Raw genomic sequence first — 24,175 nt, 5'->3', positions numbered from 1 at the left:
CAGTGCGTCCTCGACGACCGGCGCGCGCGGCTGGGACAGGGACTCCTCGGTTCGTCTTTCCAGCATCGCGCGAAGTGTCGCCGGAGTTGATGGCCGAAGGTCACCGATTGCAGGGCCCTCCGGCCACGCGGCACGAGCATCGGCCCCGGCAGGCACGGGGGGCCTTCGTCACGCCTGCGGACGGAGGTGAAGACGTGCTCGACTCGTCGGCGCCGCAGGGTGAAGAATCACCGTATGCGAACCGTACTCATTCTCGGTGCGGGGTTCGGAGGACTGGAGCTGGCCACCCGTCTGTCGGGTTCGCTCGCCGGTGATCTCCGTGTCGTCGTCATCGACCGAAACGACTCTTTCACCTTCGGCTTCGCCAAGCTGGACATCCTGTTCCGAGACGTGCCGCCGGAGGCCGTGCGCGTGCCGTACACCCGTTTCGCACATCCGCGCGTCGAATTCCGGCAGGAGGAGGTCACCGAGATCGACCCGAGCGCCCGACGGGTCCGCACCGATCACGACGTGTACGACCCGGACATTCTCGTCATCGCACTCGGCGCCGATTACGACCCCGGCGCCACCCCCGGATTCCTCGAAGACGGGTACGAGTACTACTCCATCGACGGCGCCCGCCGATTGCGCGAACGCCTGACCGGCTTCGACGGCGGTTCGGTGCTCATCGCGGTGCTGGGCGTCCCGTTCAAATGCCCGCCCGCGCCGTATGAAGGCACGATGCTCCTGCACGAGCAGCTGGATCGGCGTGGGGTCCGCGACCGCGCCGAGATCCGGTTCGCCAGCCCGATGGAGTCACCGATCCCGGTGTCCCCGGAGACCTCCGCCGCGATCGTCGAAGCGCTGGCCCGGCGTGGGATCGACTACTCCCCCGGGCTGCCGGTCCAGGCGCTCGACCCGAGCCGTCATGTGGCGGTCACCCGCGGCGGCGATCTGTCCTACGAGCTGTTCATCGGAATTCCGAAGCACCGCGTCCCCGCGGTCGTCGAGGCATCGGGGCTCACCGAAGGCGGGACCGACGGCTGGGTCGCCGTCGACCCGCAGACCCTCGCAACGCCGTATCCCGGCGTCTACGCCCTCGGCGACTGCGCCGATGCTCCGGTCCCGCGTGCGGGCGTCTTCGCCGAGGACGCCGCCCGCACCGTCGCCGCGTGTATCGAGGCCGAGCTGCGCGGAGCGGCCCCGTCGGAGCGGTACCGCGGCCGGGGCACCTGCCATATCGAGTTCGGCGACGGGCTGGTCGGCAAGGTGGAGGCCGATTTCCTCTCCGGTCCCGCGCCGGCCGCGCCGTTCTCCCCGCCGTCGGCGGAACTGGCCCGGGAGAAGGCCGCGGCCGCCGAGGCCAGGCTGCGGCGCTGGTTCACCGGCTGACCGGCCGCTCCTGGCCCGTCTCGCCCGCACGCCACGCTCGGGTGAGCACGTCGGCTATCTCCGCCAGGCCGGCCGCCGTGGTCATCCGCCAATGCGTGGTGGACACGGCGTGGTTGTGCACGCGACCCTCGACGACCTCACGCCACAGCGACGCGCCCACACAGCCGGTCGGGTCGTCGAGAGCGGCGGTGAAATAGACGACGTCGCCGCGGTACACGGGCGGGTCGTAGGCTCCGCGCAGCGCGACCGAGTGCACTGCCGCGTCGAGGATGCGAGTGACGCGGTCGGATCCGAACGAAGCGAAAGGCTCGGGGAATTCGGTCATCCTCTGGGGCAGCGCGGCCCAGTCCACTTCCGCGACGTTGCCGAGGTCGCCGGCTTGCTCACCGAGCAGACCACCCATGAGTTCGGCCACCGGCACCTGGCCCGCGTCGCCGGGCGGTGTGCCCGGCGGATCCGCCATGTAACTGTCCATCACCGCGAGCAACGCGACTCGCTCGCCTCGACGTTGCAGTTGGACGGCTATCTCGTGCGCGATGACGCCACCGAAGGACCAGCCGAGCAGATGATAGGGGCCGGTCGGTTGCTTCGAACGGATCAGCTCGACGTAACGGTGCGCCCATTCCTCGATCGAACCCGGCATCACTTCGTCGGTTGCCAGTACCGGCGTTTGCAGACCGTAGAGCGGGCGCTCCGGGTCGAGGTAAGCGGCGAGGCCGGCGTACGACCAGGAGATCCCCGAGACCGGGTGAACGCAGAACAGCGGTGCGGCCGAACCCGAGGGGCGCAGCGGCAACAGCATGTCGAAGGCCGCCTCGGTCTCGACCGCGCCGCTCGCACGACGGGCCAGGTCGGCGACCAGCTCCGCGGGTGTGGACGCGGTGAACACCCGCATCACCGGGATACGAGTGCCGAGCGCGGACGACAGCCGGAGCGTCAGCTTGGCGGCGAGCAGCGAGTTCCCGCCGTGTTCGAAGAAGTTGTCGTCCATGCCGAAGCGCTCGGCGCCGAGCACCGCGGCGAATGCGTCGGCGACGGTGGCCTCGACGGGCGTGGCGGGCGCGCGGAATTCCCGTGTGCCGAATGCCGGCGCGGGCAACGCCCGACGGTCGAGTTTGCCGTTGGGCGTCAACGGGAAGGCGTCGAGCACGACGATCGCGGCGGGAACCATGTAGCCGGTCAGATACGCGGCAACCTGCTCGCGCAATCCGGCCGGGTCGGGCCGCGCACCGGGCTCCGGTAGCACATAACCCACGAGCTGATCGCCGAGAGCGGCATCGGTCCGCACCAGCGCGACGGCCTGGCGCACGCCCGGACAACGCACCAGCGCCGATTCGATCTCCCCCAGCTCGATCCGGAAGCCCCGCAGCTGCACCTGCTGGTCGCCGCGACCCGTATAGGCGAGACCGGCGTCACCGCCGAAGCGGCTCCAGCGCGCGAGATCACCCGAACGGTACATCCGGGACCCGGGCGGCCCGAAAGGATTCGCGACGAACCGCGTCGCGGTGAGGCCGGGGCGTCCCGCGTAGCCGCGCGACAGCTGACCACCCGCGACATAGATCTCCCCGGGGGTACCGAACGGCGCCGGTCGCAGGCGGATGTCCAGCACGTGCGTGTCCAGCCCGGGCAGCGCACGGCCGATCAGGCTGAGCGGACTGTCCGCCAGATCCGCGCCGACCTCCAGGAAGGACACGTGCACGGTGGTCTCCGTGATGCCGTACATGTTGACCAGGCGTGGCGTGTGCGCCGGATGACGCTCGTACCAGCGTCGCAGGTGCCGCAGATCCAGCGCCTCACCGCCGAATATCACGTACCGGAGCGCGAGCTCCCCGGGCGCGGCCGAAGCGTCCCGGTCGGCGTCGACGAGTTGGCAGAACGCCGACGGCGTCTGGTTCAGCACCGTCACCCGCTCGCGAATCAGCAACTGGCGGAACTGCTCCGGTGATCGCGAGGTCTCGTAGTCGACCACGACGACGGTACCGCCGGTCACGAGCGCGCACCACAGCTCCCACACCGAGAAGTCGAAGGCGAAGGAGTGGAACAACGTCCAGACGTCCCGCTCGCCGAATTCGAACAGCGGCTGCGCCCTGGTGAACAACTCCACCGCATTGCGGTGCGTGACGCCGACACCCTTGGGCACGCCGGTGGAGCCAGAGGTGTAGATGACATAGGCGAGGTTGTCCGGGTGCAGAGGCGTCACGCGGTCGGCATCGGTGAGCGGATCGTCGGTGTATTCCGCCGTCTGCTCCAGCAAAACGGCGGTCAGGCCCGAGTCCGGCAAAGCGGACTGTTCGTCGGTTGTGGTCAGCACACACACCGGTGCCGCGTCGGCGAGAACGAAGGCCAGCCGCTGCGCCGGATAGGTGAGGTCGATCGGCAAGTACGCGGCGCCGGCCGTGAGCACGCCGAGCAGCGCGGCGGGCAGTTCTTCGGTGCGTGGCACCGCGACGGCCACAACGGTTTCCGGCCCCGCCCCGGCCGCGATCAGAGCGCGGGCGATGCGATTCGCACGCCGCTGCAACGCGCCGAAGCTCAGGGTGGCGCCACCGGACCGCACGGCCGTCGCCTCGGGCCTGCGGCGCGCCTGCTCGCCGATCAGCTCGGGTAGCGTCGGCCCGATCACGTCCGGTGCCTCGCACGATCGCGTGACCGCCGGGCAGCTTTCGCCTTCGTCGAGGACATCGATGTCCCAGACCCGCACCGAGGGATCCTCCGCGACCGCGGACACGACGCGCTCGAACCGGCGAGCGAAGGCGCGGACGGTCGATTCGTCGAAGAGTTCGGTGGCGTAGGTGAAGGTCACTGCCATCTCGGTCCGGCCGTCGTCACCGAGCCGGGGCTCGACGACCACTTGCAGATCGAATTTGGCCGCGGTCGAGCCGTTGTCGACCGCGGTGACCGTCAGGTCGGGCAGTTCCAGGGTGGGCTGCTCGATGTTCTGGAACGACAGCAGCACCGGGAAGAGCGGGTTGCGCGCCCCGGTGCGTGCGGGGGCGGCCTCCTCGACCACCCGCTCGAACGGCACGTCGCCGTTGCCGAACGCCGAGAGGGCCGCTTCCCTGGTCCGGCCGACGAGGTCGCGGAACGTAGCGGAGGGGTCCACCTCGACGCGCAGAGCCAACGTGTTGACGAACATCCCGACCAGGTCGTCCAGCGCGCGTTCGCCGCGCCCGGCGACCGGGGTGCCGATCACGACATCCGTCGCGCCGCACAGGCGCCCGATCAGTGTCGCGAGCGCCGCGTGCACGACCATGAACAGCGTCGCGTTGTGGTCGCGCGCGATCCGGCTCAGCCGCTCGTGGATCCGCGCCGGGATCGAATGGCCGATCGACGCGCCACGGAAGGAGACGGCCGACGGTCGCGGTCGATCGGTCGGCAGTTCCAATGGTCCCGGCAGCCCGGCCAGCTGGTTGCGCCAGTATGCAAGCTGTTGCGCCGCAATCGAATCGGAATTATCACCGAGTCCGATGGCGGCGTGCTGCCAGAGGGCGAAGTCGGCGTACTGCACCGGCAGCGGCGCCCGGTCCGGCGCGCCACCGCCGAGACGCGCCGTGTAGGCGGTCACCAGGTCGCGCGCCAGCGGCGCGAACGACGATCCGTCCGCCGCGATGTGGTGGGTCACGATGACGAGCAGATGATCGCGATCCGAGGTGAACAGCCGGACCCGGATGGGCGCGGCCGCGGTCACGTCGAAGCCCGCGGACATCAGCCCGTCGACCATGTGCGCGACGTCGGCGGCGCGGTGCTCGACCGCGATGCCGTCGGGAAGAACCGCGTCCGCCGGAAGGATCTCCTGGTAGGGCTGTCCCTCGGCGTCGACCGGGTACCGGGTGCGCAGCACCTCGTGGCGTTCGATCACGTCGGCGACCGCGTGGCGCAGCGCGGGCAGGTCCAGGACACCGGTCAGCCGGATGGCGAAAGGCATGTTGTAGGCAGGTGAGTCCGGCTCGATGCGGTTGAGCAACCACATGCGCTGCTGTGCGAGCGATAGCGGAATGCGGTCCGGCCGTCGCGTCCGCGTCAACGGCGGACGAGTGGTACCCGCCCCACCGGCGGCAACCCGCGTGGCGAGCGCGGAGACGAGCGGCGCCTCGAAGAGGTCGCGCACGCCGACCTGAGATCCCAGCGCCTCGTTCACCCGCGCGACGGTTCGGGTGGCGAGCAGCGAATTGCCGCCGAGGGCGAAGAAATCGTCATCGATCCCGACTCGCTCGGCGCCGAGCAGCTCGGCGAACACCTGCGCGACGGCCTGTTCGACGGGGTTGCGAGCAGCCCGGAACGTCCTGGCCTCGATCGCCGGCTCGGGCAGTGCTCTGCGATCGAGTTTGCCGCTCGCGTTCAACGGCAGCTCCGGGAGCTCCACCAGGGCGGACGGGATCATGTAGGGGGGCAGCACCGCCGAGATCCCGGCCATGAGTTCCGCGCGGTCGACGGCCTGGCCGGGCTGCGGGACCACATAGGCCACCAGCCGATCTCCCGATGGCGAGGGCACCACCGCGGCGACCGCTTGGCTCACCGAGGGCTGCGCGAGCAGCGCGGTCTCGATCTCCCCTGGTTCGATGCGCTGGCCACGGAACTTCACCTGGAAATCGGTGCGCCCGAGATATTCCAGTCGTTGGGGCCGGCCGCCGCCGGGCGCGCGCCACATGGCCAGGTCGCCGGTGCGGTACATCCTTGCGCCGCTGTCGAACGGGTTGGCGACGAAACGACCGGCGGTCGATGCGGCCTGCCGCACGTATCCACGGGCGAGTTGGTCTCCGGCCAGGTACAACTCGCCTGGCACGCCGGCCGCGACCGGTTGCAGCCGCGAATCCAGGACGTAGACCTGGGTGTTCCATTGCGGCTGACCGATGGGCACCGTGATCCCGTCACCTGTTCCAGCGGGCCAGTAGGTGACCGATACCGCGGCTTCGGTGGGTCCGTAGAGGTTGTGCACGTGTGCGCCGGTGACCGCACGGACCGCGCGCACGGTCTCCGGTGGCAGCGCCTCCCCGATGACGAACAGATCGCGCAGTGTCGCAAGGCTTTCGGCCGGCGCGTGCGCGGCGAACGCCGTCAACATCGAGGGCACGAAATCGGTGACCGTGACACCGTGCGCGGCGATGGCCGACGCGAGGTAGCCCGCGTCACGATGCCCGTCGGGTTCGGCGACGACCAGTTTCGCGCCCGCCCGCAGCGGCATCAGATAGCCCCACAACGAGACGTCGAAGGTGGTCGCGGTCTTCTGCAGGTAGGCATCCCCCGGCCCCATGGGGTACCGGGCGAGCATCCACCCGATCTGGTTGTCGATCGCCTTGTGCGAGACCATCACGCCCTTCGGGCGTCCGGTCGAACCCGACGTGAAGATCACATACGCCGGGTGTTCGGGGCGCACCGTCCGCAACAGTTCTTCCGTGCGGATCGGCGCGCCCGAGCGCCGATCGGCACCGAGCGCCTCCACGTGCAGGACGGTGACGTCGTCGGGCACCGGTACTTCGTCGGCGGAGGTGGTGAGCACGCAGAGGGGCCGGGCGGCGGCGAGCACGTGCGCGATTCGTTCGGCGGGATGTTCGGGGTCCAGCGGTACGTACGCGCCACCGGCGGCGAGAATCGCGTACATGCCGACCACCAGATCCAGCGAACGCCGGATCGCCAGTCCCACCAGCGTTTCCGCGCCGACGCCGTGGTCGATGAGCACCCGGGCGAGCCGGTTGACCCGCTCGTCGAACTCACGGTAGGTCAGCTGCCGGTCCAGGAAGACGACCGCGACATCGTCCGGATGACGCGCCACCGCACGCCGGTATCCGTCGAGCACCAGACCCGCCGGGACCGGGCGCCGGGTGTCGTTCCAATGAACCAGGATCGCGGTGCGCTCCGCGGCGTCCAGCAGGTCGATCTCCCCTACCGCGCGATCCGCCGCATCGGCGACGGTCGCGAGGATCCCGCACAGCCGCCGGGCGAAACCCGCCACCGTGGCCTCGTCGAACAGGTCGGTGGAGTAGGTGAACGCCGCCGAGATGCCCAGCGGCGTCCGCTCGTCCTCGTGCGGCACCATGGTCAGCTCGAGATCGAATTTCGCCAGCGGCAGGGCGAAATCCAGCGCGGAGACGCGCAGCGCGGGCAATTCCAGTATCGCGGGCGCGAAGTTCTGGAACGTCAGCATGGTCTGGAACAGCGGGTGATGCGCACTCGAACGCACCGGGTCCAGTAGTTCCACCAGACGTTCGAACGGCACGTCGGCATGACCGAACGCTTCGATGTCCCGGCCGCGCACCTGCGCGAGCAGTTCGGCGAAACTGTGGGCGGGGTCGACGTCGGTCCGCAGCGCGAGGGTGTTGACGAACATGCCGATCAGGCCGTCCACCGCGGCCTCGCCACGTCGGGCCACCGGTGCGCCCACGGTGATGTCGCGGGTGTTGGACAACCGCGCCAGCAAGACGGCGTACGCGGCGTGCGCGACCATGAACAGCGTCGCGTCGGTTCGGTGCGCCAGCCGGTTCAGCGCCGCGTGCACCGTCGCGTCGATCTTGAACTCGTGGACGGCGCCGCGACCGGAGAACACCGCGGGGCGCGGCCGGTCGGCCGGTAGATCCAGTCTCTCCGGCAGGTCGGCCAGCCGCTCGCGCCAGAATTCGAGTTGTCGCGCGAAGATCGAGTCCGGATCGTCCTCCGCTCCGAGCATGTCGCGCTGCCACAGCGTGTAGTCCGCGTACTGGAAGGGCAGGGGTTTCCAGGCGGGCGCGCGGCCTGCGACCCTGGCCGCGTATGCCGTCATCAGGTCTGCGGTCAGCGGGCCCATGGAGGAGCCGTCCGCGGCGATGTGCTGGACCACGCCCACCAGCACGTGCTCGGTCTCGCTCGAGCGCAGCAGACGCAACCGGACCGGCGGCGCCGCCGTAACGTCGAAACCCTCGACCACAGTGGCCACCGTGCGCTCGAGGATTTCGGCTTCGGTGACGTCGAGCACCGGCAGTTCCGGGACCGCCCCGGGCTCCGACAGGGCGTGCACCCGCTGGCTGCCTGACCCCTCGTGCTCCGGATAGCTGGTCCGCAGCACCTCGTGCCGCTCGACGAGATCCCGGATCGCGGCCCGCAGCGCGTCCATGTCCAGCTGTCCGCTCAGCCGCACCGCCAGCGGGATGTTGTTGCTCGCTCCGGCCGGATCGAATCGGTTCAAGAACCACATCCGCCGCTGCGCGAACGACAGCGGCACCCGCTCCGGTCGCGCCATCGGTCGCGGTGCGGGATGGCCGAGGCGTGCCTGCTCGTGCAAGCGTTCGGCCAGTTTCGCCACCACCGACGCCTCGAACAGCAGCGCGACCGGAACCCGCACGCCCAGGGCGGCGCCCAGCCGCGCGGCCGCCCGCGTCGCTATCAGCGAATTGCCGCCGAGCTCGAAGAAGTCGTCGTTCGCACCCACCCGGCCCGCGCCGCCCGGCGGCAGGAGCAGCGCGGCGAAGATGTCGGCGACCACCTGCTCGGTCGGTGTGGCGGGGGGCCGGAACTGCCGGGTGGTGAGCACCGGCTCCGGTAACGCGGCGCGATCCAGCTTGCCGACCGGCGTCAGCGGCAGATTGTCGAGCACCGTGATCGCGGCCGGAATCATGTATGCCGGAAGAGATTTCGCGAGAAAATCGGTGAGCTCCGCGGTGTCCAGCGCCACCCGGACGCGGCCGCCGGTGGTGGATGCCGTTCGTGGCAGCACATAGGAGACCAGCGCGGCGCCACCGGAGGGCAGTGTCATGCCGAGGGTCGCGGCGTAGTCGACGTCGGGGTGGCTGGTCAGCGCGTTGTCGATCTCGCCGAGCTCGATCCGCAGCCCGCGGATCTTGACCTGGAAGTCCACCCGCCCGTGGTGTTCGAGCACGCCTGCCGAGGTGCGCCGTACCAGGTCTCCGGTGCGGTACATGCGGGCGCCGGGCACCGCCGCGAAGGGATTGGCCACGAACCTGTCCGCGGTCGCCCCGGGGCGCCCGAGGTAGCCCTGAGCCAGCGCCGGTCCGGACAGATACAGCTCCCCGATCACGCCCGTGGGCACCATCCGCAACCGGGCATCGAGCACGTGGACGCCCAGCGCCGGTACCGGGGTGCCGATATGGGTCGCGCCGCCCGCGCACAACGCCTCGGTGCCGGTGGCGAAGATGGTGGTCTCGGTGGGGCCGTAGACGATGTAGAAGCTGCGGTCGCCGGTCGCCCATCGCGCGGTCAGTTCGGGGCCCACCCGTTCACCGCCGCACAGGATGGCCCGCAGTTCGCCGAGACCGGCCGGCTCGATCGATTCCAGCGCCCCGGGCGTGATGCACAGATGCGTCACCCGCTCACGGCGCAGCAGATCGGCGAGTTCGACGCCGCCGAACACCGTGGACGGCGCGACGACCAGCGTCGCGCCCGCCGAGAAGGCGAGCAGCATCTCGATCACCGAGAAGTCGAAGCTCGGTGTGCACAGATGCGAGACGCGCGACTCCCGCCGCACCGCCCGGGCGGCGATCTCGTGCTCCACCAGGCTCGCGAGACCGGCATGTGTCACCGCGACGCCTTTCGGCTTGCCCGTCGAGCCGGACGTGTAGATCACGTAGGCGAGGTGCTGTTCGGTGAGCGGACGTAGCCGGTCCAGATAGCAGACCGCATGGCCCGGCTCGGCGGCGACCTTCTCCCGGTGTGCCGCGGAGTCGAGTTCGATCCACCGCACTCCGAGCGGGGCGAGCGCGCCCACGTGCGCCGAGGTGGTGAGCCCGACGACCGCGCCGGTATCCGCGATCATGTGCGCGATTCGATCTGCCGGATAGGAAGGATCGACGGGCACGTAGACGGCGCCGGTCTTCGCGACCGCCCACACCGCCAGCACCGACTCGATCGAACGGGTGATGGCCACCGCGACGAAGTCCCCCGGCCCCACCCCGAACCCGATCAGATAGCGCGCCCACCGCGAGGACGCCTCGTCCAGTTCCCGGTAGCTGAGCTCCCGCTGATCCGCTGGATCGCCGGTGGGATTATACCGGACCGCCGTGGAGTCGAACGCCGCGTCGACCGCGGCCGTGAGCAGTTGAGGGAACAGGAGATTGCGTGCCCGTGAATGCTGGGTGCGACGTGCGGAACGGCGTGTCGGGGTCATGCGGCGGCGGGTTCACTCTCTGGTCGATCATCGTCCGCCCTGGCGATGGAGCCAGAAGCAGTGCCTCAAATGCGTGAACCATGACCCGAGCGTGCAGACGGACCTTAGCGAACGCCGCATCGATCGGCGCGGCGAGGCTAGGAGAGTTCACAGGAGTACCCCGGCCAGGATTGGGCTACGACATGGTGTGATGTGAAGAACAGCCATCTCGTCACAGGAATCGATGTGATTAAAATCACTCAATCTCCCTCGGATGACGCTTCCGCAAACCGGTTCTCGGGCGGGCGTAGTGCACTGAGATCGAGGTGATCGACCAGCCGATCCTCTGCCCGCAGCGAAGATCAACCGCACCGACGCCGACCCGGGCGCGGCAAAGCCGATGGACGTCGGAAGTCGGGAGCCGCCTGTCGACGGCGGCGCTCCGGCCCTTACCGATACGACCGGACAACTCGCCAACCGCTCCAGCGTGGACGGCCCAACCATTGATCGCCACGAGGAAACAGTGCATGCCCCCGATCGCGCCAGCAGCATCGACCTCCCCTGCACCCCCAATTGAACATGAGGTAATTTACTCGCAAGTCAATTAGATCGTGGGAATGGAGCCGTGTGATGGCGACGAGGTCCTGGTGGGGATGGGGCAACCGGGAAGACGCGGTGACCGGCCACGAGCGAGCCGCCCTGACGAAACGCGTAGCGGCCCTGCTCCCGGACGCCGAGTTGACGGTGCACGAAGCGCCGGACCTGACCTCGTTGCGCGTGCCCCCGCCGCGCGTCCAGGTACCCGATGCGCTGGCTGAACTGGCCTCCGACGACCTCGGCGACCGCGTCGCACACGGCCACGGGCAGGCGTTCCGCGACGTGGCGAGGGCGCTGCTGGGACGTCTCGACCACATTCCCGACCACGTGCTGCGGCCGCGTACCGAGCAAGATGTGGTCGACATCCTGGACTGGTGCGCGAGCGCGGGGGTCGCCGCGGTGCCGTTCGGCGGCGGAACGTCGGTGGTGGGTGGGGTGGAACCGCGGTGCGCCGACGCCTACGCCGGAGCCGTGTCGCTGGACACGAGCCGCCTGAACCGGATTCTCGAACTCGACCGCACCAGCCGGGCGGCACGAATTCAAGCGGGCATCCTCGGCCCGGCGCTGGAAGCCGCGTTGCGGCCAGAGGGCTTGACGCTGCGGCACTTTCCGCAGTCGTTCGAATTCTCGACGCTCGGTGGCTGGCTGGCCACCCGGGCGGGCGGCCAGCACGCGACCGTCTACACCCATATCGACGACATGGCCGAATCGCTACGGGTGGTCACTCCCGCCGGCCTCAGCGAATCCCGCAGGCTGCCCGCGTCGGGCGCGGGACCCTCGCCGGATCGGATGTTCCTCGGGTCGGAAGGCATACTCGGCGTCATCACCGAGGCGTGGATGCGCTTGCAGGACCGGCCGCGCTGGCGGGCCGGCGCATCGGTGCTGTTCGACGACTACGACGCGGCGGTCGCCGCCACCCGCGCCGTCGCCCAGTCGGCCTTGTTTCCGGCCAACTGCCGGTTGCTCGATCCGGTGGAGGCGTTCCTCAACGCGGGCACGAGCGCGCCGGGCGGAGTGCTGGTCCTCGGATTCGAGTCCGCGGACCATCCCGTGGACGAGCCGATGCGCCGGGCGGCGCAGATCTGCCGCGAGCACGGCGGCACGATCCCGGACGGCATTCGCACCACCGACTCGGCGGAAGACCCGGCGCGCGCGGGCGCGGCGGACACGTGGCGCTCGTCGTTCCTGCGTATGCCGTATCAACGGGACGCGCTCGCGGCCCAGTCCATGATCGTGGAAACCTTCGAAACCGCCTGCACCTGGGATCGTTTCGACGCCCTGCGCGCGGCCGTGCGGGCGGCGACCACGGCCGCGTTCCGATCCGCCGGTGTCACCGGGGTGCTGACCTGCCGGTTCACCCATGTCTATCCGGACGGTCCCGCGCCCTACTTCGGCATCTACGCCGCGGGCCGCTGGGGACGAACGGTCGAGCAGTGGGACGAGATCAAGACCGCCGTATCCGAGGCGCTGCACGGCAACGGCGCGACCATCACGCACCATCATGCCGTCGGCCGCGACCACCGCCCCTGGTACGACCGCCAGCGACCCGAACCGTTCGCCACGGCGCTGCGGGCGGCCAAAGCGGCGCTCGATCCGGCCGGAGTCCTCAATCCCGGGGTGCTGCTCGACCCGATCGTCCAGCCGCCCGCGCAGGACGCCCGATGAGCAGACCCGGCACAAAGGGTGTGCCGCGGGAGCGGCGCGAGGAACAAATTCTCGACATCGCCACCACCGAGTTCGGCGAGCGCGGCTACGCCAAGGCTTCCGTAGCCGAGATCGCCACGGCCGCAGGCGTTTCCAAGCCGCTCGTGTACGCCTACTTCGGTTCCCGCGACGGACTGCACGCGGCTTGCGTGCACCGCGCCGGGAAGAGTCTGATCGCTGCGGTGGCAGCGGCTCAGTTCGCGCAGGGCGCGCACGACCGGGCGCTGAAGACACTGACCGGAATCTTCCACGCACTCGACGGGCGCACGCAGAACTGGAAGATCATCTACGACGCCACTCTGCCACGGCCGAGTGCGGCCTACTCGGTGGCCCGGGAGTATCAGGATGCCCTCAACGGCATGGGCTCGGCAGGCGTGTCGCAGGTGCTGGCCGATGCCGGCATCTCCGACGACGACGATCACTCCTTGTTGCTGGCGCTGTGGTTCAGCATCGTGTCCACCACCATTTCCTGGTGGAGCGACCATCCCGGCCATACACCCGACCAGATGACCGCACGCTGCCTGCGGCTGTTCACCACGATCCGCGCGACGACCGTCTGACACGCCGAGCGGTGATCACCACGTGTCCCAGTGCAGAACCTCGGCTCGATCGATGCGTTCGGCGGGCCGGAAGTCGGTGCCGAGGGTGAACGCGAGCGGGATGAACGCCGCCAGCATGACCTTCTCGTAAGGCACGCCGAGCACGGTGGAGAGTTCCCGCTCTAGTGGTGCGTGCGCCGTGGTCCAGACCGTGCCGAGCCCCCGCGCGCGGGCGGCGAGCATGAAACTCCAGACCGCGGGGAGGATCGAGCCCCAGGCCATGGATTGCTCGAGAACGCCCGCGTGGTCGGTGCGGCCTTCGATGGCTGGGATCACGAACGCCGGCACCCGGTGGATGTTGTCGTAGAGGTGCTGGAACCCCTCGCCGATCCGGCGCAGAGACGCCGGATGAGCGGACATGCGACGTACGTCGGCGGGCGTGAGTGGTTGTCCGCCCGCACTGTGCACCGCGCGTCGGAAGATGTCGGCGACGACTGCACGCCGCGCCCGGTCCGTGACGACCACGAAGTGCCACCGTTGCCGGTTGCGTCCGGTCGGCGCTTGCGTTGCCAGGTCGACGCATTCCTCGATCAGCCCTCGCGGTACGGGCTTGGTGAAGTCGAGCCGTTTGCGCACGGCTCGCGTGGTGGACAGGACTTCGTCCGCGGACAAGTTCAACGACATGGCGCCGGATCCATCTCTCTGCAGATTATTGGTGAACAGATCATCTGTGACAGTACGGTTCATAATCATCTGACGTCAAATGATCTGCGCACAGATGGTCTGATACACTGCATCGATGCCGACCACGACCGACCGAGCGCGAGTGGAATACCTTTCGCGGCTCGCCGCGCAGCGCCCGGATATCGCCTTGTGCCGCGTGTCGTCCGCGATCGCCCGCGCGGCGGAGGCCCATGCTCAGCAGCAGGGCTTGGGCGTGGCTCAGCATCTGGTGCTGAAAATGCTGGCCGATATCGGTCCGTGCTCGCAGCGCGTGCTCAGCGAGGAACTTCGCATCGACCGCAGCGTGATGGTCGGCATCGCCGACGATCTCGAGGGCTCGGGCTACGTCCGGCGTGAACGTGACCCCGCCGACCGCCGGGCCTACGCCGTGACGATCACCGAAAAGGGGAACCGGGCGCTGTCGAACGCCGAACAGGCGGTCCCCGAATTCCTCGACCGCGCGTTTACCGCGCTCGAGCCGGACGAACGCCGACAGCTCACGGCATTGCTCGGCAAACTCCTCACCGTGAGCTGAGCGTCGCCTCGACAGTCACCGGTTGCCCCCGCGTTCTCGCGAAGGGCCGTCCGCCGCGGGCCGTCCTCGCTTATGCGCTCGGCGCCAGAGCGCGCAATGGCTCGTCGAGTTCCCGCCGGTAGAAGTCGATGAAGCCGTCCGGGTCCGGGCCCGCGTTCTGCATCACGAGATGATCGAAGCCCGCGTCGGCGTACTGCTTGGCGGCGTCGAGGTAGCGGGCCGGGTCCGGACCGCAAGCGAAATTGTCGAGGATGTCCTCCAGGCGGACGGTGGTGGTCGCCGCGGCGAAATTGACCGGATTCGGCAACTCGCTCATCACCTTCCATCCCGTGACGGCCCAGCGCGTCGTATCCAGCACCGCCTTCGCGGCCGTCTCCTCGTCCGGCGCCCACGCCATCCCGACCTCCGCATAGCGCGGGCCCGTGCCGCCCGCCGCGCGGTAGCGCTCGACGATCTCGGAGTTCGGTTCGGTGGCGAACAGGCCGTCACCGAGCTCGGCGGCGATGCGGGCCGCCTCCGGCCCACCCCCGGCGACGGCGATCGGCGGGAGCCTCTCGGGCAGATCGAAAACGCGCGCCTCGGAGATGGTCAGGAACTCACCGTCGTAGGAGTGGTAGCCGCCGCTCCAGAGCAAGCGGATGATCTCGAGCGCTTCACGCAGCATCCGTTGCCGGATCCGCACCGGCGGGAATTCGCGGCCGACGACATGCTCGTTGAGACGCTCGCCCGAACCGACACCGAGGGTGAAACGATTGTCGGACAAGATCGCGAGCGTCGCCGCCGCCTGCGCGATGATCGCGGGGTGGTAGCGCAGGATGGGGCAAGTCACTCCGGTCGCGAGTGCGATCCGATCGGTCTTCGCCGCGATGGCTCCGAGCACGGTCCAGGCGAACGGCGAATGGCCCTGATTGTCCAGCCAGGGATGGAAGTGATCGCTGATCTCGACGAAGTCGAATCCGGCCTCCTCCGCTCGAATCGCTTGACGGACGAGCTCGTTCGGACCGAATGCCTCGGCCGCCAGTTTGTACCCGATGCGCATCGCCACCTCCTGGTTCGGCTGGAGGGCCGGTCACCTCGCGAACCGGCTCTTGGCGCGCGTACCCGGCATCCGGCGGCGAAAACTCCGCGTCGACCGCGCGGCACAGCTGCCCCGGCGCGGCGGGTCGACCGGACGCGCGCCGCGGACCAGGTGCCGCGTAGTCGCTTCACTCGCGAGTCGGCCAATAGCTGGCGGCGTGGCGGCCCTGCGGAACGTAGGTGTTCTCGTCCTCGACCTCCGTGATGCCGAGGTGGAGCAAGAGCATCACGGTCACCAGGCTGATGCTCACGATCAGTGGAGTCAGCAACTGCGTCGCGCCGGCCCCGGAGGGTGCGTGCATGTGCTCGGCTTCGTGCACGCGCATCGCGAACATGCCCGTGTAGTGCATGCCCGACACCGCGACGCCCATGACCAACGCCGCCGCGACGGTGACGAGCGTGCCGCGGACGTGCAGCGTGAACCACAACGCGGCGGTCGCCGCCACGACGGCGATCACCATGGACAGCGCGACGATCCGTCCGTCGTAGCTGATCGACGCATCGGATTTCATGGCGTACATGCCCGCGTAGTGCATGGCGCCGACGCCGAGACCGGTGATCCCTCCCCCGGCGAAGAGGCCCACCGGACCCAGCGCCCGCTGGTGGGCGATCCGCAGTCCGACCCACACCACCGCGATGGCGATCAGCGCGCTGATCAGGGTGAGCGGAACGTCGTAGCGGATCGATGCGCCCTCGATCGCGAACCCGAGCATCGCGATGAAGTGCATGACCCAGATGCCGGTGCCGCCGATCGCGACCGCCGCGGCCAGCAGCCACCCGTCGCGCGCGGAACCGGTACGGGATCTGGCCATGCACCGAAGTCCTAGCAATGAACCGGTGAACGACATGACATAGGCGACGATGGGTGTGAGCCACCCGTGGCTGAAATGGTCGATTTCCAGCACGCGACACTCCCTCGCTGGATAGATTCGGCGTGTCGATCGGACGGCGACCGAATCTCACATAGTGAAACTGCAGGTAGATAATTTAGAGTACTACTATCCTGTTTAAAATCATAGGATGAGTCTCGAATAGCGGGAAATGCGCTGGCAGTGAAGTGAAACGCCCGCCCTTCGGTCGGCACGACCGTCTTCGGAGGTGTCGCGTGTCAACAGCTAGCAGCTGGCTTCCCCATCGCACCACCGGTGCGCTGATGTCCTCAGTGCACCGGGAGAAGAGGGCGCGCCACGCGGCCGCCCATGACGTCTCGCCCGCGGTCCGCGACGAAACCAGCGCGCCGGCCAGGATCGACGATGGATAACTGCGAATTCGCTGCCGGGACGCGAGCGATTGGTGACAATAGAGAAAACCGCTTCTATCAGGGACTTCTCATGGAAACCCACACCGACGAGATAGCTGAGAAGATCTACCGCATCTCCACATTCGTTCCGGAGGTGGGACCAACCGGCTTCACGTTCAACCAGTTCCTCGTCGACGCCGAGGAGCCGTTGCTCTTCCACGCCGGCATGCGCGCGCTCTTCCCTGCCGTATCCGCGGAGATCGCGCGGATCATGCCGGTCGAGCGGTTGCGGTGGATCACGTTCGGGCATGTGGAAGCGGACGAGTGCGGGGCGATGAACCTCTTCCTCGCCGCCGCACCGCGGGCGCAGGTCGCCCACGGTCTGGTCGGATGCCTGGTCTCGATCGATGATCTGGCCGACCGGCTGCCACGCCGGTTGACCGATGGCGAGGTGATGGACCTCGGCGGCCGCCGGGTGCGGCATCTGGACACGCCGCACGCGCCACACAACTGGGAGGCGCGGGTGCTCTACGAGGAGACGACCGGCGTCCTGTTTTGCGGCGATCTGATGACCCAGCTCGGCAATGGTCCGGCGCTCACCTCCGCGGATCTGGTGGAGCAGGCGGAAGTCGCGGAGGATGTCTTCCATCCCACGTCGCTGGGCCCCGCCGTACCGGCTGCCCTGAATCGGCTCGCCGGACTGGCGCCGACCACGTTGGCGATCATGCACGGCTCGAGCTTCGTGGGCGACGGGGCCACGGCCCTGCGTGACCTCGCGAACGTCTACCAGGCCCGTCTGGCCGCCTGAGCGCCGCGCCGCACGCCGAATGAACAGCGGCACGGTCGCCGCCACAGGCCCCTCCCCGACTGTCATAGGGCGCACTCGTTCTCGTTTTCGAGTGCACATGCACACGTGTTTTCAGCACCGCCGCAGACCTTTTCAGCCGGAGGATGCGGGTACAACCGCAGTTAACGCCGCCGGTGCGGCACTGTGGCGATTCTGGTGCGACGCTGCTGCCGAGATGGCGCACTCCGGAAAGAGCTTCCGCACCAGGGAAGCTGCTGGACTGTCGTCCGGGTACCGAACGAAGGGGACGATCCAGTCTCTCACTCCGGACCCCGGCGGCGGCGGTGCAGCCGGATCCCGAACGCTCGCACGACTGTGCTCCACGACATCTGGCGAACTTCCAGCGTTTCTTCGTATGTCTCACCCGGATAACGGCGTATGGTCGCGCTATGACGACAGCGACGTCGATCGATACCGGAGCCGAACACCTCGCCTGCTGGGTCACCGTCGTCGGGCAACGGCTTCACCAGTTGCCCACAGCAAACCCCAACGTTCTGCTCGCCCACGCGATGAGCGGGTTCCTCGCGATCGGGCGGGCCAGCATGGCCCTGCTGACCACTTCGGCGAATCCCACCGATATCCGAGACCACGATCTCGTCTTCGAGATCACGGCCGACGCGGAACGCTGGCTCACCGATGCGGCGACCGAGTCGATCGTCAACCGGGTCACCGATCGCGGCGAGCACATTCAGCGCTACCTCAGTCCCACCGCGCTCGATACCGTGGCGAAAGCCCGCCTACGGCGCTGTGCGCAGGCAACGGCGATCCACACCCGCGATCTGCTGGCCGGGATCGACGCCGACCCGACCGCGTCGGACGAGATCCGCGACCTCGCGAAGGATCTGGCCGCACGGGCGAACATCATCGCCACCGTCTACGCCGACGACCCGCAACAGCTGCTTTCTATGTCCAGCAGGTGAGCGGGACGGGCCCGCGCGGGTCCTCGCCGACCGACCGACCGTGCGCCCGCGCCCGGCCGTAGAACTCGACGAACAGCGCGTTCCCATCGGCCCCGCGATAGCCGACAATGGTGGTATGCCGACGGTGCTGCTGGGCGGCGACGTCATGCTGGGGCGGGGTGTGGACCAGATTCTGCCGCACCCCGGCGATCCGAGGCTGCGCGAACGATATGTCAACGACGCGCGAACCTACGTCGAGCTGGCCGAACGGACGTACGGCGAGTTCACCCATCCGGTCGGCTACCGGCACCTGTGGGGTGACGTCCTGCCGATCCTGGCCCAGATCGCCCCCGAGGTGCGGCTGCTCAACTTGGAGACGTCGATCACCGCAGGCGGTGTATTCGCTCCCGCGAAAGGCATCCATTACCGGATGCATCCGGACAACGTGCCCGCGTTGACCGCGATAGCGCCGGTCGTCTGCGCACTGGCCAACAATCACGTCCTCGATTTCGGGATCGCCGGTTTGGCGGACACGCTCGCGGCGCTCGACGCCGCACACATCGATCGCGCCGGCGCCGGGAGCGATCTGGCGGCTGCCCGCGCTCCCGCCACCGTGGAACTCGCCGACGGGCGCCGGGTGGTGATCGTCTCGGTCGCCGCGGGCTCGAGCGGCGTTCCGGAATCCTGGTCGGCCCGGCGCAACCGGCCCGGACTGTGGCGAGTGGGTTACTCCCCCGACGCGGCGGCGGCCGAGGACGTCGCCGCGGAGGTGGCCGCGCACAAACGCGATAACGACATCGGCATCGTTTCCGTGCATTGGGGGCCTAACTGGGGCTATGAGGTCGCACGAACCGAAACGCGGTTCGCGCATCGATTGATCGAGGCCGGCGTCGACGTGGTGCACGGGCATTCCGCGCATCATCCGCGTCCGATCGAGATCTACCGCGGTAAACCGATCCTGTACGGATGCGGCGACGTCATCGACGACTACGAAGGCATCCGCGGCCACGAGCGGTACCACGCCGACCTGCATCCGCTGTACCTGGTCTCGCTGGAGTCCGGCTCGACGGAGGTCCGGCTGATCCCGCTGCGCGTGCGGCACATGCGGCTGGAATGGGCTCCGCGCAGCGAATCCCGCTGGTTGTGCGAGAAGATCCAGGACATCAGCCGCGGCTTCGGCACTCTCGTCGCGCCTCGGCCCGGCGATCTGCCGGTGGTATTCAGTGCAGCACGACGGTGAGATGGCGGTGGAACCATTGGACCGCCAGGTCGGCGACCTGCTCGAGCGCACCGGCTTCCTCGAACAGATGGGTCGCTCCAGGGACGATGTCCAATTCGCTCGGACATGGCATCCGTAGCTGGGCCTGACGGTTGACCTCCAGCACCCACCGGTCGTTCCCACCCACGATGAGCAGCGTCGGGGCGCGCACCGAACCCAATCGCGCACCGGCCAGGTCCGGCCGCCCGCCCCGGGAGACGACCGCAGCGATCTCGGTGCCGGGTTCGGTCGCCGCCCACAGCGCGGCGCCCGCGCCGGTGCTCGCCCCGAAATATCCGGTCGGCACGCCGTCGAGTTCCGGTCGCGTCCGCAGCCAGTGGGTGACCTCCACAAGGCGATGAGCGAGCAGCGGAATGTCGAACACGCGAGCGCGGTCGCCCTCCTCCTCGGCGGTCAGCAGGTCGACCAGCATCGTCGCGAACCCCGCCCGATTGAGGACCTCGGCGACGAACCGGTTGCGTGGACTGTGCCGGCCGCTACCACTGCCGTGTGCGAAGGCGATCAGCGCGGTGCGGTCCGGTGGGACAGCCAGTACCCCGGCCAGCCGGGCGTATTCCGACGGCACGATGACCTCTTCTGTCCGCGTCGGGGACCGGTGTGCGGACGGCATCGAACACCTCCTGATATCCGGGGTACCCGATCAGACCGGTCATGCGCAAGGGGGTTCGCACGACGGCCCGGCCCGCATGCCGGGCGCAGCAGCGGACACCGGGCATCGCCGAACGGTCAGTCGGCGTCTTCGGACTCGCCAGACCGTTTCGTCGTCACGATCCGGATGCCCCCCGGTAGACGGAACAGACCGCTGGATCGGTTGCGGATCCACTGGGTGAGGGCGGCAACCGCGGAGCCCAGCGATGTCACGCCCGCCAGCAGCGACCACGGCGTGAGCGTCGCGGACGTGTACGCGACCTGACCGATGCCGGGCACGACGAGTCTGCCGTTGCCGAACGCCCAGTTCATCAACGACCCGATCTGTCCGCCGAGATCCGACTTGCGTCCGACCATCGCCTTCAGCTCGGGGCCCTTGCTGTTGATGTAGAGCACGGTGATCACCACGAGCACCGCCCCCGCCAACGTCGCCAGCGTGGCCAGCCGATCGAGCGCCTCGATGCGCAGACGCAGGTTCACCACGACCGAGAAAACGACGACGATGATCGCGGCGCTGGCGAGCAGTGCCCAGAAGCCGGTGACCCGCGCACCGGGCGGGGCCGACCGCGACCAGACGTTGAGGAATCGCGTCGTGATCTCCATCCGGCCGAACGCGTTGGTGCTGACCTTGCCGTCGGCGCCGGCGGCGGTGAGCCACGGCTGGAACAGCAGCACCAGCGTCACCAGGCTGCCGACCGCGGCCCACACGTAACCCCAATGCCCGCGCAGCGCGGCCAGAATCGCCTTTGCCGGTACGGCGCCGCTCTTCGCCTCGTCGGGCTGGTCGGATCGGCCGTCTCGAGCTTCGTCCGACTGCCACGGCGTTGGCTGCACCATTGCCTCAGTTTAAGGTCGTGTCGGTGTCCGAATTCGGAGCGGACTCACCGCCGGTGGGAAGTGCACGGTGCACTATGCCACCGGGTCTTCGAGCGCAGGCCGGCGTAACCTCTACCGCCCGTGCGCGATCGCGGCAGCGACGTAACGATCACCGTTACCGACCGGCGCTACCTTCAACGGCCGAATCAATTCGCCGGTGGAGCCGCGGTAGCGGCGGCGAGTCGTATACCGCGACGCAGCGCCGTCGCCGTATAGAGTTGGTCCCCCGCGGCCGAATATTTCCGATTCCTTTGGAAGAGCACAATTCGGGCAAGGTGCGGGGAGTAAAGAGTCTCCAGGTTTGTTTTCGCCGCGACAACGGAGCCGCCACCCCGGAAAAAGCACCCTCGGTGATCTTCCCGTTACGCGCCGGCGGGGAACTTGACATTTCTTTGCCTGGTGTTCACCGCTCTATAGGTGAAGCATGAAAATCGTGAGTCAGAGATAAGTTTCACTCGAGTCGAAGGATGCACAATGTCCACCAAAATCACGAAGATCCTGGCCGCGACCACAATGGCCGTCTCCTTGGGCGTCATCGCGGCTCCCGCCGCTTCTGCCGAAACGACGCCATCGGACGTCGCGACGCCGGTATGGGGCTCGGTTGTACTCTGCGTTCCGCTCGGCAGCGTTGTCTTCTGCATCTGATGCGGAAGCTGTGCGGCCGCGCCTAGGCGAGGTGCGTCGCACTTTTCGGTCGGAAATAGTTTCAGTCCAGGTACTCGGCGGTGTGCGGGGGCATCCCGCCGAGTCTCGCGCGAACAGACGCAAGGAGGCAGCGCGACAGTAGTTGCCGCCGCACGTGGATCGACCGTCGCGGCGGCACTGTCACGACTGCCTTCGTCATGTCACACCCGCCGTCGTCGTTTCGTCCACTCACCGAACGTGAGTCGAAGGAGATTGCGATGCGAGTAGCGGTTGCCGGCGCAAGCGGGCGGATCGGCCGGGATGTGACCGACGTGCTGCGGACCCAGGGCCACGAGGTCGTGGAGATCAGCCGATCAGTGGGGGTGGATGTCCGAACCGGAGCCGGCTTGGCGGATGCCTTGGCCGGGGTGGACGCGGTGGTGGACGCGATCAACGCGGCGACCACCGAAACCGAGGCGGTGACCGAGTTCTTCCGCACCGTCGCCCGGAATATCCAGCGTGCCGCGGCCGCAGCCGGTGTGCGGCGGATCGTGCTGGTCTCGATCATCGGGATCGATCGGTTCACCGCGGGCCACTACGCCGGGAAACTCGCCCAGGAGAACGCCTACCGGGAAGGTCCCGTGCCGGTGCGGATCCTGCGCGCGGCCCAGTTCCACGAATTCACCGAGATGATGCTCGACTGGACCACTCGCGGCGACACCGCCTACGTCCCGAAGTATCGCGCCCAGCTCGTGGCCGCCCGCACCGTCGCAGAGCAGTTGGCGCATCTCGCCGTCGCCGAGACGGCACCCGAATCGGTCGAAATCGCCGGGCCGGAGGAGCTGAACCTCGCCGCGGCCGCGGCCGACGTCGCGGCTCGACGAGGTGAACCGGCGCGAGTCGAGGAGATCGTCGACCTCGACGACCCGGATCACGAACTGCAGGCCGACGGTGCCCTTTTGCCCGGACCGGGCGCCATCCTCGCCGGGCCGACCTTCCAGCAATGGCTCACGCGGAAGTACCCGGCACAGCCGTGACCGCTCGACCCACACCGTACTTCTCTTGACTTCAGGTCGACCTCAACTCGCAAGCTGAGCGCACCACGAGGAGAGGTTGATCATGACAACGTTCGGAGAAAAACAGAGCCGGGGATACGACCAGCGGGCATCTCGCCTGCTCGGGGGCCTCTACCGCCGGATCGCCGCCGACATCGACGCGTCCGCGCGGCCCGGCGCGTGGGTGCTGGACGTGGGGACAGGTCCGGGAAAAATGCTGGCACAGCTGCGTTCTCGTCGGCCGGACCTGCGGCTGCACGGCGTGGACCTGTCCCCGCACATGATCGATCTCGCCGAGACGACGCTCTCCGGCAGCGCGACCGAGTTGGCGGTCGGTGACGTGGCCGCGCTGCCCTATCCCGACGACAGCTTCGACCTGGTCGTCTCGAGTTTGAGCATGCACGAGTGGCCGGATCTGGACCGCGCGGTCGCGGAGCTGGCACGGGTACTGCGCCCCGGCGGCGCCGTGGCCATCTACGACTTCCGATTCGTGCGGGCGGCGGCTGGGCTCAGCGCATTACGGCGCTTTTTTGACGCGGCGACGGTACGGCGGGAGACGGTGCGTCCGCGGCGTCATCCGATCGGGCTGTACGCGCGGCTCACCGCTCGCGTCGCCTAGAGTGCGGCTATGGCGGGCGGCGACATCTCGATCGGTGAGCTGGCAGCGCGTTTCGGCCTGGCCACCCATGTGCTGCGACACTGGGAGGACGTCGGATTGCTCGCGCCGCGGCGGGACGGCGCCGGTCGGCGCCGGTATCACGACGACGACGCGGAGACCGTCGCGATGATATTGCTCGGGAAGCGGTCGGGTCTGGCGCTGGACGAACTCGTCGCACTATTCGCCGCGGCGTCCGACCGGACCGCGCGCCGCGACCTGCTGCGTGCGCACCGAGATCAGCTCGTTCATCGGATCGCGCAGGCCACCGCCGCGCTGGAGACCATCTCACACGCTCTCGACTGCGCGGCCGAGGACTTCCGCGAGTGCCCGCACTTCCAGGCGAAGGTCGCCGACGCGCTCGCACTGGTCACGAACCGGTCAAGATCGCGAGGGTGAATCGTTACGGCACAGGGAATTCCGTCTTGACGGCGGA

Annotated in this window: 16 protein-coding genes and 1 pseudogene; 11 read left to right on the top strand and 6 right to left on the bottom strand. The window is 68.5% G+C overall.

Annotated elements, in window-relative coordinates:
* Positions 1 to 234 precede the first annotated feature (234 nt).
* Complete coding sequence (locus ABZ552_RS25145) at positions 235 to 1,371, top strand: FAD-dependent oxidoreductase (protein ID WP_357440130.1); 1,137 nt, start codon at positions 235 to 237, stop codon at positions 1,369 to 1,371.
* On the opposite strand, the gene ABZ552_RS25140 is transcribed toward ABZ552_RS25145, so the two are convergent.
* Entirely contained in the window at positions 1,361 to 10,462 is a 9,102-nt protein-coding gene (locus ABZ552_RS25140; RefSeq protein ID WP_357440127.1) for an amino acid adenylation domain-containing protein, read from the bottom strand. The two genes, ABZ552_RS25145 and ABZ552_RS25140, sit on opposite strands and share 11 nt — an antisense overlap.
* Positions 10,463 to 11,071: 609 nt before the next feature.
* Here ABZ552_RS25140 and ABZ552_RS25135 point away from each other — a divergent pair.
* Together ABZ552_RS25135 and ABZ552_RS25130 are read left to right on the top strand one after the other, a co-directional pair.
* Positions 11,072 to 12,703: an FAD-binding oxidoreductase gene (locus tag ABZ552_RS25135; protein WP_357440124.1), complete on the top strand. Its 1,632-nt coding sequence runs from the start codon at positions 11,072 to 11,074 to the stop codon at positions 12,701 to 12,703.
* Positions 12,700 to 13,302 carry a TetR/AcrR family transcriptional regulator gene (locus ABZ552_RS25130; RefSeq protein WP_281879939.1) on the top strand — a complete coding sequence of 201 codons (603 nt, stop codon included), beginning with the start codon at positions 12,700 to 12,702 and terminating at the stop codon, positions 13,300 to 13,302. Before ABZ552_RS25135 ends, ABZ552_RS25130 begins: the two co-directional genes overlap by 4 nt.
* 15 nt (positions 13,303 to 13,317) lie before the next feature.
* On the opposite strand, the gene ABZ552_RS25125 is transcribed toward ABZ552_RS25130, so the two are convergent.
* Entirely contained in the window at positions 13,318 to 13,965 is a 648-nt protein-coding gene (locus ABZ552_RS25125) for a nitroreductase family protein (RefSeq protein WP_357440121.1), read from the bottom strand.
* Positions 13,966 to 14,080: 115 nt separating this feature from the next.
* Between ABZ552_RS25125 and ABZ552_RS25120 the strand changes: the two genes are divergently transcribed.
* A complete protein-coding gene (locus ABZ552_RS25120) occupies positions 14,081 to 14,539 on the top strand; it encodes a MarR family winged helix-turn-helix transcriptional regulator (RefSeq protein WP_357440118.1) in 459 nt (152 codons plus the stop codon).
* A 70-nt stretch (positions 14,540 to 14,609) separates the two neighbouring features.
* Here the strand turns inward: ABZ552_RS25120 and ABZ552_RS25115 are convergent, their stop codons facing one another.
* Both ABZ552_RS25115 and ABZ552_RS25110 read right to left on the bottom strand, forming a co-directional pair.
* The gene (locus ABZ552_RS25115; protein WP_357440115.1) at positions 14,610 to 15,578 is read right to left on the bottom strand and encodes a TIGR03557 family F420-dependent LLM class oxidoreductase; all 969 of its coding nucleotides are present in this window, start codon (positions 15,576 to 15,578) and stop codon (positions 14,610 to 14,612) included.
* A gap of 166 nt (positions 15,579 to 15,744) precedes the next feature.
* Complete coding sequence (locus ABZ552_RS25110) at positions 15,745 to 16,428, bottom strand: MHYT domain-containing protein (RefSeq protein WP_357440112.1); 684 nt, start codon at positions 16,426 to 16,428, stop codon at positions 15,745 to 15,747.
* Positions 16,429 to 16,947: 519 nt separating this feature from the next.
* Here ABZ552_RS25110 and ABZ552_RS25105 point away from each other — a divergent pair.
* The 3 genes from ABZ552_RS25105 to ABZ552_RS25095 all read left to right on the top strand — a co-directional run bounded on the left by ABZ552_RS25105 (position 16,948) and on the right by ABZ552_RS25095 (position 19,842).
* A complete protein-coding gene (locus ABZ552_RS25105) occupies positions 16,948 to 17,664 on the top strand; it encodes an MBL fold metallo-hydrolase (RefSeq protein ID WP_357440109.1) in 717 nt (238 codons plus the stop codon).
* 428 nt (positions 17,665 to 18,092) lie between these two features.
* A complete protein-coding gene (locus tag ABZ552_RS25100; RefSeq protein WP_357440106.1) occupies positions 18,093 to 18,623 on the top strand; it encodes a hypothetical protein in 531 nt (176 codons plus the stop codon).
* A gap of 97 nt (positions 18,624 to 18,720) precedes the next feature.
* Positions 18,721 to 19,842 (top strand): CapA family protein, encoded by a 1,122-nt coding sequence (locus tag ABZ552_RS25095; RefSeq protein ID WP_357440277.1) that lies wholly within the window; start codon positions 18,721 to 18,723, stop codon positions 19,840 to 19,842.
* On the opposite strand, the pseudogene ABZ552_RS25090 reads toward ABZ552_RS25095, so the two are convergent.
* Together ABZ552_RS25090 and ABZ552_RS25085 are read right to left on the bottom strand one after the other, a co-directional pair.
* Positions 19,823 to 20,392 (bottom strand): annotated as a pseudogene (locus tag ABZ552_RS25090) (phosphoribosyltransferase); the annotation flags it as partial. The gene ABZ552_RS25095 and the pseudogene ABZ552_RS25090 sit on opposite strands and share 20 nt — an antisense overlap.
* A 215-nt stretch (positions 20,393 to 20,607) precedes the next feature.
* Complete coding sequence (locus ABZ552_RS25085; RefSeq protein WP_281879929.1) at positions 20,608 to 21,366, bottom strand: hypothetical protein; 759 nt, start codon at positions 21,364 to 21,366, stop codon at positions 20,608 to 20,610.
* A gap of 513 nt (positions 21,367 to 21,879) precedes the next feature.
* On the opposite strand from ABZ552_RS25085, the gene ABZ552_RS25080 reads away from it, so the two are divergent.
* From ABZ552_RS25080 to ABZ552_RS25065, 4 genes are all read left to right on the top strand, one after another.
* Complete coding sequence (locus tag ABZ552_RS25080) at positions 21,880 to 22,050, top strand: hypothetical protein (protein WP_159840539.1); 171 nt, start codon at positions 21,880 to 21,882, stop codon at positions 22,048 to 22,050.
* A 257-nt stretch (positions 22,051 to 22,307) separates the two neighbouring features.
* Complete coding sequence (locus ABZ552_RS25075; protein WP_357440103.1) at positions 22,308 to 23,066, top strand: NAD(P)H-binding protein; 759 nt, start codon at positions 22,308 to 22,310, stop codon at positions 23,064 to 23,066.
* Positions 23,067 to 23,148: 82 nt separating this feature from the next.
* Positions 23,149 to 23,703 (top strand): class I SAM-dependent methyltransferase, encoded by a 555-nt coding sequence (locus ABZ552_RS25070; protein ID WP_357440100.1) that lies wholly within the window; start codon positions 23,149 to 23,151, stop codon positions 23,701 to 23,703.
* A gap of 9 nt (positions 23,704 to 23,712) precedes the next feature.
* Complete coding sequence (locus tag ABZ552_RS25065) at positions 23,713 to 24,138, top strand: MerR family transcriptional regulator (RefSeq protein ID WP_281879925.1); 426 nt, start codon at positions 23,713 to 23,715, stop codon at positions 24,136 to 24,138.
* Positions 24,139 to 24,175 lie beyond the last annotated feature (37 nt).

This window comes from Nocardia sp. NPDC019219, from assembly GCF_040632645.1.
GTDB lineage: Bacteria > Actinomycetota > Actinomycetes > Mycobacteriales > Mycobacteriaceae > Nocardia > Nocardia sputorum.
This window is presented reverse-complemented; position numbering and strand designations above follow the sequence as displayed.

Coding starts and splice junctions, on each gene's coding strand:
- ABZ552_RS25125 (WP_357440121.1), bottom strand. CDS start 13,965: ATGTCGTTGAACTTGTCCGCGGACGAAGTCCTGTCCACCACGCGAGCC.
- ABZ552_RS25075 (WP_357440103.1), top strand. CDS start 22,308: ATGCGAGTAGCGGTTGCCGGCGCAAGCGGGCGGATCGGCCGGGATGTG.
- ABZ552_RS25105 (WP_357440109.1), top strand. CDS start 16,948: ATGGAAACCCACACCGACGAGATAGCTGAGAAGATCTACCGCATCTCC.
- ABZ552_RS25065 (WP_281879925.1), top strand. CDS start 23,713: ATGGCGGGCGGCGACATCTCGATCGGTGAGCTGGCAGCGCGTTTCGGC.
- ABZ552_RS25070 (WP_357440100.1), top strand. CDS start 23,149: ATGACAACGTTCGGAGAAAAACAGAGCCGGGGATACGACCAGCGGGCA.
- ABZ552_RS25120 (WP_357440118.1), top strand. CDS start 14,081: ATGCCGACCACGACCGACCGAGCGCGAGTGGAATACCTTTCGCGGCTC.
- ABZ552_RS25115 (WP_357440115.1), bottom strand. CDS start 15,578: ATGCGCATCGGGTACAAACTGGCGGCCGAGGCATTCGGTCCGAACGAG.
- ABZ552_RS25140 (WP_357440127.1), bottom strand. CDS start 10,462: ATGACCCCGACACGCCGTTCCGCACGTCGCACCCAGCATTCACGGGCA.
- ABZ552_RS25110 (WP_357440112.1), bottom strand. CDS start 16,428: ATGGCCAGATCCCGTACCGGTTCCGCGCGCGACGGGTGGCTGCTGGCC.
- ABZ552_RS25100 (WP_357440106.1), top strand. CDS start 18,093: ATGACGACAGCGACGTCGATCGATACCGGAGCCGAACACCTCGCCTGC.
- ABZ552_RS25080 (WP_159840539.1), top strand. CDS start 21,880: ATGTCCACCAAAATCACGAAGATCCTGGCCGCGACCACAATGGCCGTC.
- ABZ552_RS25145 (WP_357440130.1), top strand. CDS start 235: ATGCGAACCGTACTCATTCTCGGTGCGGGGTTCGGAGGACTGGAGCTG.
- ABZ552_RS25130 (WP_281879939.1), top strand. CDS start 12,700: ATGAGCAGACCCGGCACAAAGGGTGTGCCGCGGGAGCGGCGCGAGGAA.
- ABZ552_RS25085 (WP_281879929.1), bottom strand. CDS start 21,366: ATGGTGCAGCCAACGCCGTGGCAGTCGGACGAAGCTCGAGACGGCCGA.
- ABZ552_RS25135 (WP_357440124.1), top strand. CDS start 11,072: ATGGCGACGAGGTCCTGGTGGGGATGGGGCAACCGGGAAGACGCGGTG.